Source organism: Streptomyces sp. NPDC031274 (assembly GCF_055570235.1).
Window position 1 is genome coordinate 252,233 of the sequence record NZ_JBVIHP010000006.1, and the last position, 13,763, is coordinate 265,995.

The window sequence follows — 13,763 nt, forward strand, 5'->3', positions numbered from 1 at the left end:
GCTCCATGCACACCCGCACCCGGTTCTCCGCCCTGACCCTCGTCGTGGCGGGCTCGCTGCTCGCGGCCGCGGGCTGCGCGAAGGAGGACGACAACATCACGGACCCGGCCGCGCCCGCCAAGCCCCGCACCGTCAAGGCGGTCGCCGGCTGCGGCAAGGGCAGTTGGACGGACCCGTCCGACCTCGCAGAGGACCGCGCGCCCGCCCGCTGCGACAAGGGCGCCCCGGCCCCGCGCCCGCTGTCCGAGGAGCGCAGCGTCACCATCGCCACCGGCACACTGAGCGCCGAGTACGTAGCGCCTCTCCAGATGGCCGTGGAGAAGGGCGAGTTCAAGAAGGAGGGCCTGAACGTCCACCTCAAGGTGCTCCCGACCCCCGACGCGCTGCCGCTCCTCGCCAAGGGAGACATCGACGCCCAGTGGGCCGCCCCCGAGGCCGCCGTCATGAACGGCATCACCAGCGGCTTCACCATCAAGTGGGCGGCCGGGAACTTCTCCCCCGACCCCCGGTCCAAGAGCGGCCTGTGGGTGAAGCTGAAGAAGGGCGAGAGCGCGGACCACGTCCCGATGGCGGGCCGCAGGCTCGGCACCATGATCGGCAAGGGCTCGGTCATCTCGTACCCCATGGGCACGACCCTGAAGAAGCACGGCGGCGGCCTCGACAAGATCCAGTTCCAGCAGCTGGGTTCGGCCGACGTCCTGACCGCCCTCCAGAACGGCGGCACCGACTCCGCCTGGCTCCTCGACCCGGTGTGGCGCAAAGTCGACGGCGACAGGCAGTACGCCTTCCTCGGCGGCCAGCCCCAGGGCGAACCGCTCGGCGGCCTCCTGTTCGGCCCCGGTCTCCTGACGAAGGACCCGGACGCGGGCGTCGCGCTGCTGCGCGCGTACATCAGGACCGTGAACACGTACTTCGCCGGTGACTACAAGGCGGACAAGGCCTTCGTCTCCGACCTCGCGAAGCTCCTGAAGACCGACGAGGCGGTCCTGAGGTCGACTCCGTCGCTGCGCATGGACTGGGAGATCCGCTCCGGAACCACGGACCGGCTCCAGGCGGCGTACGAGACGGCGGGCGTGGCCGAGGGCGAGAAGGTCCCGGAGAACAAGGCGGTGGACCGCAAGCTGTACGAGGAGGCGGTGGGCCACAAGCCGTCCTGATCGAGCGCACCGAACACACGCGCCGAATACACGCGCCCAACGCACGCGCCGAACACGCACACCGAACGCACCAGAGGCCGGGAAGCTAATGCTTCCCGGCCTCTGGCCTTTAGTAGCGGGGACAGGATTTGAACCTGCGACCTCTGGGTTATGAGCCCAGCGAGCTACCGAGCTGCTCCACCCCGCGCCGTTGTGTTGTAACCGTACGTCAAACGCTACGACCAGCGCAAATCCGTTCCCGGTGCGGCCGTGGGCAACGTTCCGCAGGGCACACACCTCACCCTGGACGCCCCGATGTGGGCAGGCTTTCCGGCAGGGCGGAACGAGTGGGCACAGCCCACCGACGACCTGCCTCCCCCACCTCACGACCGCACGTCAGAACAAGCGCGGACGCAGGGCGGGAAGCAGCAGAAGCAGCAGGAGCTACGCGGTCAGCTCCTGCTGCAACGCCTCACGCAGCCGAGCCGCCCGCTCACTGACCTCCGCAGGCCCGAGCTCTACCGCGCGGGAGGCCCACCGCTGCCCCTCGACCAGCTGCCCGCGGCGGGCGTAGAGCAGCGCAAGCCGCAAGGCGGCCCGCCCGTGCCCCGCGTCAGCGGCCCGCGTCCACCAGAGCGCCGCCTCGGGCTCGCTGCCCTCACGCGCGAGCAGCAGCCCCAGGTTGAACGCCCCGTTCCGGCTCCCGGCATCCGCCGCCAGGCGGTACCAATGCGCCGCCTCCACGACGTCGCCGCGCCCCGCGGCCAGCATCCCGACCCGGACCTGCGCACGCCGGTGCCCCTGCTGAGCAGCCCGCTCGTACCACTCCTCGCACTCGGTCTTCTCGGCGGCGGGCTCGCCGAGCGCGGGCGTGCCCGCAGGAGGCCGCCGCGCGTCGAGCACGGTGCCCAGGCGGTACGCCGCCTCCGCGCTGCCGCCACCCGCCGCGCACCGCAGATGCCGCTCGGCCTCCTGCTCGTCCCCGTCCCGCAGCCGCGCCGTGCCGACCTGGAGCGCGGCCTCGGTGTGCCCGGCCGCCGCCGCACGCTCGTACCAGGGCAGGGCGGAGTCCTCGTCGTCGCGGGACGCGTACAGGATTCCGAGGTTGAAGGCCGCGTCCACGCTGCCCGCCTCGGCGGCCTTGGAGAACCACGGCTCGGCGCCCGCCGCGTCGCCGCCCTGGAGCAGCAGCACGGCGAGCGCGTTGGCGGCCTCGCGGTGACCGGCGTACGCGGCACGCCTGTACCACTGGTCGGCCTGCGCGGTCCGCCCCTGCTCGGCGCAGAGCAGACCGAGGTTGTACGCGCCGTTCACGTCCCCCGCGTCCATCGCGGCGCGGTACCACCGCTCGGCGGTCTGGGTCTCGCCCCGCTCGGCGTGCAGCGCGCCCAGGGCGTTGGCGGCGTTCCCGTCGCCGTCCTGGGCTGCTTTCAGCCACCAGACGGCTGCGCTCTCCTCGTCGCCCGCGTCGCGCAGCAGGAAGCCGAGGGCGCAGGCGGCACGCGCCTCCCCGTCCTTCGCGGAGTTGAGGTACCAGCGCCCCGCCTCCTTCAGCTCGCCGCGCTGCTCCAGGATCGCGCCGAGGTGCAGCGCGGCCCGCCGGTGCCCGCGCGCGGCGGCCTGGCGGTACCACTGCTCGGCCTCGGCGGCGGGCTCGGCGGCGGGCTTGGCTCCCGTACGGTTCGTGCGCTCGGCCGTGGCCCGCCGGTCAGTGGCCCGCCGGTCGAGGGCACGGGCTATCCGGTACGCGGCCTCGCGGTGACCGCGCTCGGCCGACGCCCGCATCCAGCGCTCGGCGCCCGCGTCACCGCGGTGCTCGAGAAGATCGGCGAGGGCGTACGCCCCCAGGGCGTGGCCCTGCTCGGCGGACTGCCGCAGCCAGTACTCGGCGGCGGGCTCGTCGCCGCGCTCGCGGTGGTGGCGCCCGAGCGCGTGCGCGGCCGCGGCGGAACCGGCGACGGCGGCGACCCGCCACCACCCGGCCGCCTCGTCGGCGTACCCACGCTGGAGGAGGAGGACTCCGAGGTTGTTGGCCGCTGCGCGGTCGCCCTCGGCGGTCGCCGCGCGCAGCATGGATTCGGCCTCGTCGAGATCACCGCGGCGCAGCAGAAGGCTTCCCAGGACGCTCATGGCGTCGACGTCGCCGGCCTCGGCGGCCAGCCGATGGCGCAATTCCTCCGCGGCCGTCCCGGGATCGTCCCGGTCGGCCGACTGCACAAACCGCCCTGTCTCCAACAGAGTTGCCTTGTCCCCCATAACGTCCATCGTCGCACCACCTGCAACCTGGGTATACCTGATATACCGCAGCCAGTGAGGTCACTACAGCGTTTTGTCGACTTGCCCACAGAGAGATAAGTCAAACACAGTTTTCCCAACTCCCCCCGGGCGGAGCAGGGTTCGCACAGACCAGCGCACGCCGCCACGACCCCAGGCACACACGACGAAGGCCCGGATCCGATAAGGATCCGGGCCTTCGCCTTCTAGTAGCGGGGACAGGATTTGAACCTGCGACCTCTGGGTTATGAGCCCAGCGAGCTACCGAGCTGCTCCACCCCGCGCCGTTGTGTTGCAACCGTACCACGGCGCGGGGAGGGTGTTTCGCAGCTGGTCAGCCGCCCTTCTTGTCGCCCTTGTCGGCGCCCTTGCCGTCGCTCGCCTTGTCGCCCTTGCCGCCCTTGTCGGCCGCCTTGGCCTGGGCGTCCTCGGCTCGCTGCAGGGACTCCTGGAGCTTGTCCTGCGCCTTGCCGTAGGCCTCCCAGTCGCCGTCCTTCAGGGCCTGCTGCCCGTCCTCGAACGCCGTCTGGGCGTCGTCGAGGGCCGCCTGCACCGTCGGGTCGCTCGACTTGGGCGGCTCGGTCGGCTGGTCCGTGTCGTCGGCCGGTGGCTTGGTGGTCCCGTCGGCACCGAAGACCTCGTTGAGGCCGTCGCTCAGGGAGTCCGCGAACGCGGTCTCCGTGCCGTACGACACAGCCACCTTCTTCAGGAGCGGATACGCGGACTTGCGCCCTTGTACGTACACGGGCTCCACGTAGAGGAACCCGTCGTCCAGTGGCACGGTCAGCAGATTTCCGTAGAGGACGTCGGAGTCGGCGCCCTTCATGTCCCGGACGAAGTTACCGACCTGCGTCATCGAGTTCAGCTTGTTCTGGACCTGTTCCGGGCCGTCCACGTCGCCCGTGACTCTCAGCAGTTTCATCGTGCCGAAGTTCTTGCTTCTGGCGTCGGCGTCGACCGTCATGAAGGCCCGTAGGTTGGGGCGCCCGCTCGGGGTGAACGTCGTCGTCAGTGAGAACTGCTGCTGCGTATCACCCGGCGTCTTCATGGACAAGTAGTACGGCGGGACCGCGCTGTTGTCCTTCTTCGTCGGGTCGTTCGGCACCTGCCACGCGTCGGACGCGTTGTAGAACTGGCCGGGGTCCGTGACGTGGTAGAGCGTCAGGAGCTCGCGCTGCACCTTGAACATGTCCTGGGGGTAGCGCAGGTGGTCCATCAGGGCCTTGGGGATCTCACCCTTGTCCTTGACGGTGTCCGGGAACGCCTTCTTCCAGGTCTTCAGGACCGGGTCCTTGTCGTCCCAGGTGTAGAGCTTGACCTCTCCGGTGTACGCGTCGACGGTCGCCTTCACCGAGTTGCGGATGTAGTTGACCCGGTTCTGCTGGGCCACCACCGCGCGCTGGTCGTCGGCCTCCGACAGCGAGTCGGCCGTCGTGTCGCCGAGCGTGGTCCGCGAGGCGTACGGATAGCCGTTGCTGGTCGTGTAGGCGTCGACGACCCACTGGATCCTGCCGTTGACCACCGTCGGATACGTGTCTCCGTCGATGGTCAGCCAGGGAGCCACCGACTCGACGCGCTCCTTGGGAGTGCGGTTGTAGAGGATCCGCGATCCCTCGCCGATCGCCCCCGAGTACAGCATCTGCGGTTCGCCGAAGGACACCGCGTACGCGGCGCGGTTGATCGGGTTGGAGAGGTTGACCCCGCTCTTGCCCTTGTAGCTGTAGGTCTTCTGACCCCCGCCGTCCTCCTCGTAGTCGAGCTCCTTCTGGGGCCCGCCCACGATCGAGTACTGGGTCGTCTTCTCGCCGTAGTAGACCCGCTGCTCGTACTCACCGAGGCTGCCGGAGGTGGGCAGGCCGGACTCCGTGAAGTCCGGGGCGCCCTTGGAGCCCTTCTTGGTCTCCGTGCCCTTGGCGGTGACCATTCCATAGCCGTGGGTGTAGGCGAAGTGGTCGTTGATCCAGTTGCGCTTGTCGAGCTTGTCGAGGCTGAGCTCACGCAGACCGACGATGGTGTCCTGGCCGTTGTAGCGGTCCACGTCCAGGGTCGTCGGGAAGCGGTAGTACTCGCGCTCCTGCTCCAGCTGCTGGAACGTCGGCGAGACGATGTTCGGGTCGTTCAGCCGGTAGTTGGCTGCCGCGTCCGCGTCGTCGCGCTTCTTCTCGGCGTCCTCGTCGGCCTTGCCCGCGCCCTTGTAGTCCTGGGGCTTCACACCGCTGATGCCGTACGCGTCGCGCGTCGCCTTGATGTTCTTCTGGATGTACGGCGCTTCCTTGGCCTGCTCGTTCGGCGAGACCTGGAACTTCTGGACGATGGCCGGGTACAGACCGCCGATGAGGATGGCGGAGAGGACCATCAGGCCGAAGCCGATGACCGGCAGCTGCCAGGTGCGCCGCCACAGCGTCCCGAAGAAGAGCAGGGCGCAGATGACCGCGATGCAGAACAGGATGGTCTTCGCCGGCAGGTACGCGTTCGCGTCCACATAGCGAAGGCCCGTCCAGTCGCCCGTCGCCTTGAAGTCACTGGACTTCACCGCGAGGCCGTACCGGTCGAGCCAGTACGCCACGGCCTTGAGCGTCACGAAGACGCCGAGCAGCACCGACAGATGCCCCGTCGACGCCGCCGTGGCCCGCGCGCCGGGGCTGGTGATCCGCAGCCCGCCGTACAGGTAGTGGGTGAGGGCCGCGGCGATCAGGGAGAGCACGGTGGCCGCGAAGCCGAAGCCGAGCATGAAGCGGTACCAGGGAAGGTCGAACGCGAAGAACGACACGTCCAGGTGGAACTGCGGGTCCTTCTGGCCGAAGGAGACGCCGTTCACCCACAGCAGCCACGTGCGCCACTGTCCCGCCGCCGACGCGCCCGCGATGAGGCCGACGAGCGTGGCGATGCCGAGCAGCAGCCACTTCTTGTACGGCGCGATGCTCATGCGGTACCGGTCGAGGCTCTGCTGCTCCATCGACATGGCGCTCAGCGGCGGGCGCAGCCGGTGCGCCAGCCAGATGTTGAGTCCGACCGCGGCCGCCATCAGGAGGCCGAAGACGAAGAACAGGCCGATCTTGGTCCACAGGGTCGTCGTGAAGACCGACGAATAGTTGACCGAGCGGTACCAGAGCCAATCCGTCCAGAACCCCGCGAACATGACGAACACCATGGCGAGTACAGCCAGGATGCCCAGTGTCATGAGCAGGGTCCGGACGCGACGGGACGGTCGGCCCACTCTGATCCGTGGCCCCGTCGGGCCTCCGCCGCGGTCCGGCATCTGGAAAGCCAAGGTGCGCACCTCGAAGTTCGATGTTGATTCTGTTGATCCGTCAGGGCCCTTAGATCGTGGACCCACACCTATGCAACTTACTCACGCTTTACTCGGTTCCCGTTTTGCGGGACTAACGAGGCAGGATTGTGACCATGTCCAACACTCCCATGGCAGCGAGCCCCCTCACCCGTGCCGTGCTCGAGATCGATGAGTACGCGTCCGGCCTCGGCTGGGACCAGCCCGCACGCCTTTTCGCGCTGGTCGACACGGCGCGACTGCGTACCCAGGAACCCGGCCTCGCCACCCAGCTCGGCCTCGACAACTCCCCCGAGGAGACCGCCCTCACCCCCATCGAGCAGGAGGAGATTCCGGCGGGCAAGCCGCTGGACGAGTTCCTCGGCACCATCGCCTGGCCGGACGCCGTGGCGGGCTGCGCCCTCACGGTGGAGCGCCTGATGCTTCCGCCGTCGGCGGAGACGTCCGTCCCCGAAGGGCTCGGCGAGGCGCAGCTCGCGAAGTGGGTGGCCGAGCACCCGGACCGCCAGGAGGTCCGCATGACGGTCGCGGTGCTCCGTGACGGTGCGCGCGACTCGGCCCTGCGGCTGCGCGAGAAGGACTCGCCGACCGAGGTCCTCACGGGTTCCGACCTGGTTCCGGGGCTCGCGGAGGCGCTGGCGGCCACGTTCGCCGACTGACACCACGCTGTTGTTCTCGTACGCGGGTGGGGTCGCCCCCATCCGCGTACGTCCGTCCCTGTGCTCCGTGCCGCGTTCCGTGCCGCGCTCTATAGCTTTGGCCGCTACTTCTTCGCGGTGCACTGCGGCAGGTCCGCGGTGTCGCCCTTGCGGATGTCCTTGAGGGCGGCGACCGCGTCGTCGATGGTGTTCACCTTGACCAGCGTGAGCCCGTCCGGGACGTCCTTGGCGGCGGTGGCGCAGTTCTCCTTCGGCGTCAGGAAGTACTCGGCGCCCTTGTCGCGCGCGCCGACCGTCTTCATCCCGATGCCGCCGATGGGGCCGACCTTGCCGTCGTCGGTGATCGTGCCGGTGCCGGCCACGAAATGGCCGCCGGTGAGGTCGCTCGGCGTCAGCTTGTCCACGATGCCGAGCGCGAACATCAGCCCGGCGCTGGGGCCGCCGACGTCGGCGAGCTTGATGTCGATGTCGAACGGGAACGTGTGATCGGTGCCCGCCTCGATGCCGACGATCGCGCGGCCGTCGTCCTTCGCCTTCTCCGTCGTCATCTTGACGTCTTCCGTCCCGGTCGGCTCCTTGCGCGCCTTCTCGGCGGCGGCGGCCTCCTTGACGGGGACGATGGTGAAGACGACGTCCTGGCCCGGCTTGCGCTTGGTGACCAGCTTGGAGACGTCCGTCATCTCCTTCACGGGCGTGCCGTCGACCTTCTTGATGACGTCGCCCGCGTGCAGCTTGCCCTCGGCGGGGCTGTCCTTGGAGACGGTGCGGGCGATGACCTGGGACTTCACCGGGATCTTGAGATTCCGCAGCGCGGCGACCTTGGCGCTCTCCTGGGACTCGCTGAACTCTTCGGCGTTCTCCTGGCTCGACTGCTGCTCGGTCTTGCCGTCCGGGTAGAGGGTCTCGTGCGGCACCACGATGTTGTCGTGGGCCAGCCAGCCGTACACGGCCTCCGCGATGTTCATGTTGTAGTCGGCGCTGGTGACCCTGACCGTCGTCATGTTGAGGTGACCGCTGGTCCGATACGTCTTGCGGTCGGCGATCTGCAGCACCGGCTCGCCGCCGTGGTCGCCGAGGGTATTCACCGTGGGGCCCGGGGACATCACCGAGTACGGCACTTTGATGAGGACTCCGGCGCAGAGCAGCGCGATCAGCATCAGGGTGGAGGCGAGCATCGTCGCGGTGCGGCGTGGCATGGAACGACAGTACGGGACCTGCCTGTCAGTGCACCGCTGGGGCCAGTCCGTACGGGGCCCGCGGGCCTGTCGGGGGCCGTCGGGCCCCCGGACCTCACGTGCCGGAGCGGGACTTGTCCATCGCCTCGCGGAAGGCCGCGTAGCCGTTCAGCTCGGTGTGGTCCCCGGTCTTGCCCGACCTGCGATTACGCGCGGCCCAGCCACCCCAAAGACCCGCACCGACAGCTGCCGCGAGTGGAATCAGCAACCAGGCAAGTGATGCCATGTCGACCTCCCGACCCCATATGCGACCGCAACTGACTGATCAGCAGATTAACCATCCGCTCCGTCAACGCTCACGGCAGGGGTCGGGTTACGCAACCGGAAGCTCTTGGTCCAACTGGCCCGGCGGGGACGGGAAGAGGTCGGCGCACCTTGGCCCGAGGAGTCAGCAGGCGCCGACCCACTCCTCCTGGCCGTCGGAGAAGCGCTGGTGCTTCCAGATCGGCACCTCGTGCTTGAGGTCGTCGATCAACTTGCGGCAGGCGGCGAAGGCCTCCCCGCGGTGCGGGCAGGAGACGGCCACGACGACCGCGAGGTCACCCACCGCGAGGTCGCCGACGCGGTGGACGGCGGCCAGGGCGCGGACCGGAAATTCGGCGACGACCTTCTCGGCCACCCGGCGCATCTCGGCCTCGACCGTCGGGTGGGCCGAATAGCCGAGCTCGTCGACGTCCGCACCGCCGTCGTGATTGCGCACCGTCCCCACGAAGAGCGCCGTGCCACCAGCGGCGTCGTCACCGACGGCCCGGAACACCTCGTCCAGAGAGAGCGGTGCGTCGCGGATCGCGAGCAGCCGAATGGGGTCCTGAGCGGCCTGCTCGCCGGGGTGATCGTTCGTGGTGCGTGCCATGCGGCCATGGTGCCGCACGGCACGGACATCACGGAATAGCGCTTTCACCCGGCACGCGCACGTGCCGCGTTGGAGCTCTCTACAGGCCCACCGGGGCTCGCGGCGATCTCGGCGGGTCCCAGCGGGTCCCAGCGGGTCTCAGCGGGTCTCAGCGGGTCTCAGATCCGGCGTCGCGCCTTCCGGGCGCGCCGCACCACCGCCGCCGCGCCGAGGAGCGCGACCGTCGCACCGGCGGCACCCGCGGCCGTGGCGTCCTTGCGCCCGAGCCTGCGTCCCGCCACCGTCCGGCGCCCCGCGACCTCTTCGAGCAGCTCCGCGAGGACCTCCTCGTTGGTCCACTGGGGCCGCCATCCGGCGTCGTGCAGCCTGCTGACGCTGACCACCCACGGATACATCGTGTACGCGAGGTCACCGGCGGGGGAAGGAGTGAGACCGATCCGGTGCAGTCGGGCCGCCGCGCCGAGTGCCACCGTGGAGGGCAGCTCCATGCGACGGATCTCGCTGAGCTCCTCGACCTCTTCCTGCTCAAGCCATCCGTCGCAGCCGACGGCGAGCTCCCCGTCGACCTTCTCCAGGACGGCGTACTCCAGGGCGCTGCACAGGTCCTCGACGTGGCAGAACTGCCAGGCCGGACGCGAGCCCGCCACCACGAGCAGCCGGGGCGACTCGAAGTACCGCGTGAGCGCGGTGTCCGTGCCGCCCACCAGGACGGCCGGCCGCACCACGGTGACGTTCAGACCGGGGTGGGCACGGGGTGCGCGCCGGGCGAGCCGCTCGACCTCAAGAAGATCACCGACACCGGTCGCCTCCGCGGTGGCACGCAATTCGGAGTCTTCGGAGAGGGGCAGTTCGTTGTCCGACAGCGCTCCGTAGACCATCGCCGACGTGCAGAGCACGACACGGTGGACACCGGCCGCCGCCGCGGCCGTGAGCACGGTCTGTGTGCCGCGTACGTTGTACGCCGTACGGGCGGCGGCGTCGGTCTCCAGGTCGAGATCGAGCGCGAGGTGGACCACGACGTCCGCGCCACGCAGCTTCTCGGCGATGGCCGGATCCCTGACGTCCAGGATGTGCCACTGGGCCTGGGCGCACTCGCCCCGCCGCTCGTCGATGGCGACGACCTGCTTGATCTCTTCGGACGCGGCGAGGCGCTCGGTCAGCAGAGCGCCCACGCCGGACGCGGCGCCGGTGACGGCGACCACGGGCCCCCGGACAGGAGCCGGTGTAGAAAGGTTTCGCGCTGCGCGAACCTGTGGATCTGGGGAACTCACCAGGCGTCTCCAGCGGTTGTCTTCAGTAGATACGCAAATGACGCGTACGTACCAGGTGGCATCCATCCTGCCGCAGGCCATGAGTCGGCGAAGCACTGAGGCCCGATCCCGTCACGGTGTCTACGCTGGGTGGTGTTGTAAGGCAGCCGCCGCCGGAACAGTACCGGTGGCCTGACGAGCCGAGGAATCCCGTGAGTGACACCCCATTCGGATTCGGCCTTCCGCCGGAGGAGCCGGAGAACGGCGACGAGGGCAAGAAGAAGGACAGCCCCGGAGGGGGACAGGGTGCAGGTGGTGGCCCTGGGAACCCGTTCGGCTTCGGAGGCCTGCCCGGCGCGGGCGGTCCGGGCGGCCAGGGCGGTGACAATCCGTTCGCCGCGATGTTCGGTTCGATGAATCCGAACGACCTGGGCGCCGCGTTCCAGCAGCTCGGCCAGATGCTCTCGTACGAGGGCGGCCCGGTGAACTGGGACATGGCCAAGGACATCGCCCGCCAGACGGTCTCCCAGGGCACGCCCGACGGCACCAAGGACTCCAGCGTCGGTCCCACGGAGCGCGGCGCGGTCGAGGAGGCAGTCCGCCTCGCCGACCTGTGGCTCGACGACGCGACGTCGCTGCCGTCCGGCTCCGGCGTGGCCGTGGCCTGGAGCCGCGCCGAGTGGGTCGAAGCGACCCTTCCGGTGTGGAAGGAGCTGGTCGACCCGGTCGCCGAGCGCGTCGGCCTCGCCATGGGCGACGTGCTGCCCGAGGAGATGCAGGCCATGGCGGGCCCGCTGATCGGGATGATGCGCTCCATGGGCGGCGCCATGTTCGGCCAGCAGATCGGCCAGGCCGTGGGCGTGCTCGCGGGCGAGGTCGTCGGCTCCACCGACATCGGCCTGCCGCTCGGCCCGGCCGGCAAGGCCGCCCTCCTTCCGGTGAACGTCGAGGCCTTCGGCAAGGACCTGGGAATCGCCCAGGAGGAGGTCAGGCTCTACCTGGCGCTGCGCGAGGCCGCTCACCAGCGGCTCTTCGCCCACGTGCCGTGGCTGCGCTCGCATCTGTTCGGCGCGGTCGAGGGCTATGCCCGCGGCATCAAGGTCGACACGGCCAAGCTGGAGGACGTGGTCGGCCAGCTCGACCCGCAGAATCCCGAGCAGCTTCAGGAAGCACTCCAGCAGGGCATGTTCCAGCCGGAGGACACTCCCGAGCAGAAGGCCGCCCTGGCGCGTCTGGAGACGGCTCTCGCGCTCGTCGAGGGCTGGGTGGACGCAGTCGTCCACGCGGCGGCCAAGCCCCGCCTGGCGTCCGCGGACGCCCTCCGCGAGACGCTGCGCCGCCGCCGTGCGACGGGCGGCCCCGCGGAGCAGACCTTCGCCACGCTCATCGGCCTGGAGCTGCGCCCGCGCAGGCTGCGGGACGCCTCACGCCTGTGGGCCTCGCTCACGGACGCGCGTGGCGTGGACGGACGCGACGGCCTGTGGGCGCACCCGGACATGCTGCCGACGGCATCGGACCTGGACGACCCGGACGGCTTCGTGCACCACGAGCAGCTGGACTTCTCCGAGCTGGACAAGATGCTCGGCGAGGCGGCGGGCGGCTCCGCCAAGCCGGACCTCAAGAAAGACACCGAGGACGACGGCGACGACAGCGACGACAAGGGCGACAGCGAGAAGTGAGCCTGTATGACGACGCGGTCCTCGTACTGAAGAGCTACGAGGACCAGGAAGAGCTGCGCCAGTACTACCTGGACCACTTGGCGGCCCATCCGGACGACGGCATGTGGAAGGCCTGCACGGACGGCCATGTGACGGCCAGCGCCCTGGTGATCGACCCGGTGCGCGGGCGCGTCCTGCTGACCCTGCACAAGAAGCTGCGGATGTGGCTCCAGATGGGCGGGCACTGCGAGCCGGGTGACCCGACACTGGCCGCGGCAGCGCTGCGTGAGGCGACGGAGGAGTCCGGCGTACCGGGCCTGACGCTCCTTGCGGGCGGCCCCGTCCGCCTGGACCGGCACCCGATCCCGGGCCCGTGCACACAGCACCTCGACGTGCAGTACGCCGCCCTCGCCCCGTCCGGAGCGATCGAGGCGATCAGCGACGAGTCCCTCGACCTGCGCTGGTTCGCCTACGACGAGGTGGCGGGGGTGGCGGACGAGTCGGTGGTGCGCCTGGTGGAGGCGACGAGGGCGCGGCTGTAGGCAGCGCCCCGTAAGGGGCGCGGGGAACTGCGCGACCAGCCACTACTGGCCCGCAGATTCCCCGCGCCCCTTCTGGTTCTGTCCCGCCCGGAGAGGGTTCAGCTCCAGACGTTGCCCTGGTTCTGCCCCCGGGCACCCTGCTGTCCGACGCCGAATTGGGCGCGCGCGCCCTGCCCGATGACCGCGTTCTGGGGCGGCAGCATCTCGCTCGGCTGGACGAGGGCGTAGCCCTGACCCATGAAGCTGAGCTCCCAGCCCTCACCGGTGTTGCCACGGCGCCGCCACACGCCCGATGAGTGCGTCTGGGCCTGCATCTGCACCCGCAGGCCGTTCGACCAGGCGACGATCGCGTCGGCGTCGGCGTTCACGTACTGGTCGGGCGTGACCTGCAACATCAGCGGCTGGCCCGAGGTCATCAGGGCGACCTTGCCGCGGCCCGTGATGTTGAGCTGGTACTTGCCGGAGCCGGAGATGCCGTACTGGCTGTCCACGGCGATGACCTGGTGCGTCAGCGACGAGTCGAGCGCGAGGACGTAGCTGCTGTCCACGGTCAGACCGTCCTGGTCCACATCCACTACGTGGATGTACTGGGCGAGGTTGGCGAGGTAGACCGTGCCCTGGCCGTGGCAGCGCATCAGGTCGAGGCCCTCGCCGGTGTGCGCACGGGCCCGCTGGTTGCCCTGGCTCTGGTACTCGGCGTCGAACTCCATCAGACCCTGGTAGGCGACCATGGACCCCTTGCGGGCCAGGATGTCGTCGTGGCCCGCGAGGGCCACCCGAAGGAGCTGCGGGTTCTGGACGGTGTAGCGCTCCTGAGTCTGCTGCTCGGAGTGCGCGAAAAGTGGGCTCTGCATGGTGTGTTGCTCC

At 69.7% G+C, this 13,763-nt stretch carries 11 protein-coding genes and 2 tRNA genes; 4 read left to right on the forward strand and 9 right to left on the reverse strand.

All coding sequences use genetic code 11. The annotated features are described in order from the left end of the window. The first annotated feature begins 5 nt into the window (after positions 1-5). Positions 6-1,157 (forward strand): ABC transporter substrate-binding protein, encoded by a 1,152-nt coding sequence (locus ACZ5CR_RS12955; protein ID WP_468856926.1) that lies wholly within the window; start codon positions 6-8, stop codon positions 1,155-1,157. Between the two features lie 113 nt (positions 1,158-1,270). On the opposite strand, the gene ACZ5CR_RS12960 is transcribed toward ACZ5CR_RS12955, so the two are convergent. The 4 genes from ACZ5CR_RS12960 to ACZ5CR_RS12975 all read right to left on the reverse strand — a co-directional run bounded on the left by ACZ5CR_RS12960 (position 1,271) and on the right by ACZ5CR_RS12975 (position 6,669). Further along, positions 1,271-1,344, reverse strand: a tRNA-Met gene (locus ACZ5CR_RS12960). A 236-nt stretch (positions 1,345-1,580) separates the two neighbouring features. Next, entirely contained in the window at positions 1,581-3,401 is a 1,821-nt protein-coding gene (locus ACZ5CR_RS12965; protein ID WP_468856716.1) for a tetratricopeptide repeat protein, read from the reverse strand. A 219-nt stretch (positions 3,402-3,620) separates the two neighbouring features. After that, positions 3,621-3,694 (reverse strand) — tRNA-Met (locus ACZ5CR_RS12970). 50 nt (positions 3,695-3,744) lie between these two features. Further along, the gene (locus ACZ5CR_RS12975) at positions 3,745-6,669 is read right to left on the reverse strand and encodes a UPF0182 family membrane protein (RefSeq protein WP_468856928.1); all 2,925 of its coding nucleotides are present in this window, start codon (positions 6,667-6,669) and stop codon (positions 3,745-3,747) included. Positions 6,670-6,815: 146 nt separating this feature from the next. On the opposite strand from ACZ5CR_RS12975, the gene ACZ5CR_RS12980 reads away from it, so the two are divergent. Next, entirely contained in the window at positions 6,816-7,358 is a 543-nt protein-coding gene (locus tag ACZ5CR_RS12980; RefSeq protein WP_389903423.1) for a PPA1309 family protein, read from the forward strand. 104 nt (positions 7,359-7,462) lie between these two features. Here the strand turns inward: ACZ5CR_RS12980 and ACZ5CR_RS12985 are convergent, their stop codons facing one another. The 4 genes from ACZ5CR_RS12985 to ACZ5CR_RS13000 all read right to left on the reverse strand — a co-directional run bounded on the left by ACZ5CR_RS12985 (position 7,463) and on the right by ACZ5CR_RS13000 (position 10,717). Then, a complete protein-coding gene (locus ACZ5CR_RS12985) occupies positions 7,463-8,554 on the reverse strand; it encodes a YlbL family protein (protein ID WP_468856718.1) in 1,092 nt (363 codons plus the stop codon). A 94-nt stretch (positions 8,555-8,648) separates the two neighbouring features. After that, positions 8,649-8,819, reverse strand: a complete 171-nt coding sequence (locus ACZ5CR_RS12990; protein ID WP_468856719.1) for a hypothetical protein — start codon at positions 8,817-8,819, stop codon at positions 8,649-8,651. 162 nt (positions 8,820-8,981) lie between these two features. Further along, positions 8,982-9,446, reverse strand: coding sequence for a molybdenum cofactor biosynthesis protein MoaE (locus tag ACZ5CR_RS12995; RefSeq protein ID WP_468856721.1), 465 nt, complete (start codon positions 9,444-9,446; stop codon positions 8,982-8,984). Positions 9,447-9,604: 158 nt separating this feature from the next. Then, positions 9,605-10,717: an SDR family oxidoreductase gene (locus ACZ5CR_RS13000; RefSeq protein ID WP_361050367.1), complete on the reverse strand. Its 1,113-nt coding sequence runs from the start codon at positions 10,715-10,717 to the stop codon at positions 9,605-9,607. A 191-nt stretch (positions 10,718-10,908) separates the two neighbouring features. Here ACZ5CR_RS13000 and ACZ5CR_RS13005 point away from each other — a divergent pair, with 191 nt between their 5' ends. Continuing rightward, complete coding sequence (locus ACZ5CR_RS13005; RefSeq protein ID WP_468856724.1) at positions 10,909-12,375, forward strand: zinc-dependent metalloprotease; 1,467 nt, start codon at positions 10,909-10,911, stop codon at positions 12,373-12,375. Next, on the forward strand, positions 12,372-12,896 hold the full coding sequence (locus ACZ5CR_RS13010; protein ID WP_468856727.1) for an NUDIX hydrolase: 525 nt from the start codon (positions 12,372-12,374) through the stop codon (positions 12,894-12,896). Before ACZ5CR_RS13005 ends, ACZ5CR_RS13010 begins: the two co-directional genes overlap by 4 nt. A 98-nt stretch (positions 12,897-12,994) precedes the next feature. Here the strand turns inward: ACZ5CR_RS13010 and ACZ5CR_RS13015 are convergent, their stop codons facing one another. Continuing rightward, positions 12,995-13,750, reverse strand: a complete 756-nt coding sequence (locus ACZ5CR_RS13015) for an AIM24 family protein (protein WP_468856730.1) — start codon at positions 13,748-13,750, stop codon at positions 12,995-12,997. Positions 13,751-13,763 lie beyond the last annotated feature (13 nt).

What these genes read in the sequence shown, in the direction of transcription:
- ACZ5CR_RS12965 (WP_468856716.1), bottom strand. Translation starts at nt 3,401, where the DNA reads ATGGACGTTATGGGGGACAAGGCAACTCTGTTGGAGACAGGGCGGTTT.
- ACZ5CR_RS12975 (WP_468856928.1), bottom strand. Translation starts at nt 6,669, where the DNA reads ATGCCGGACCGCGGCGGAGGCCCGACGGGGCCACGGATCAGAGTGGGC.
- ACZ5CR_RS12995 (WP_468856721.1), bottom strand. Translation starts at nt 9,446, where the DNA reads ATGGCACGCACCACGAACGATCACCCCGGCGAGCAGGCCGCTCAGGAC.
- ACZ5CR_RS12985 (WP_468856718.1), bottom strand. Translation starts at nt 8,554, where the DNA reads ATGCCACGCCGCACCGCGACGATGCTCGCCTCCACCCTGATGCTGATC.
- ACZ5CR_RS12955 (WP_468856926.1), top strand. Translation starts at nt 6, where the DNA reads ATGCACACCCGCACCCGGTTCTCCGCCCTGACCCTCGTCGTGGCGGGC.
- ACZ5CR_RS13015 (WP_468856730.1), bottom strand. Translation starts at nt 13,750, where the DNA reads ATGCAGAGCCCACTTTTCGCGCACTCCGAGCAGCAGACTCAGGAGCGC.
- ACZ5CR_RS12990 (WP_468856719.1), bottom strand. Translation starts at nt 8,819, where the DNA reads ATGGCATCACTTGCCTGGTTGCTGATTCCACTCGCGGCAGCTGTCGGT.
- ACZ5CR_RS12980 (WP_389903423.1), top strand. Translation starts at nt 6,816, where the DNA reads ATGTCCAACACTCCCATGGCAGCGAGCCCCCTCACCCGTGCCGTGCTC.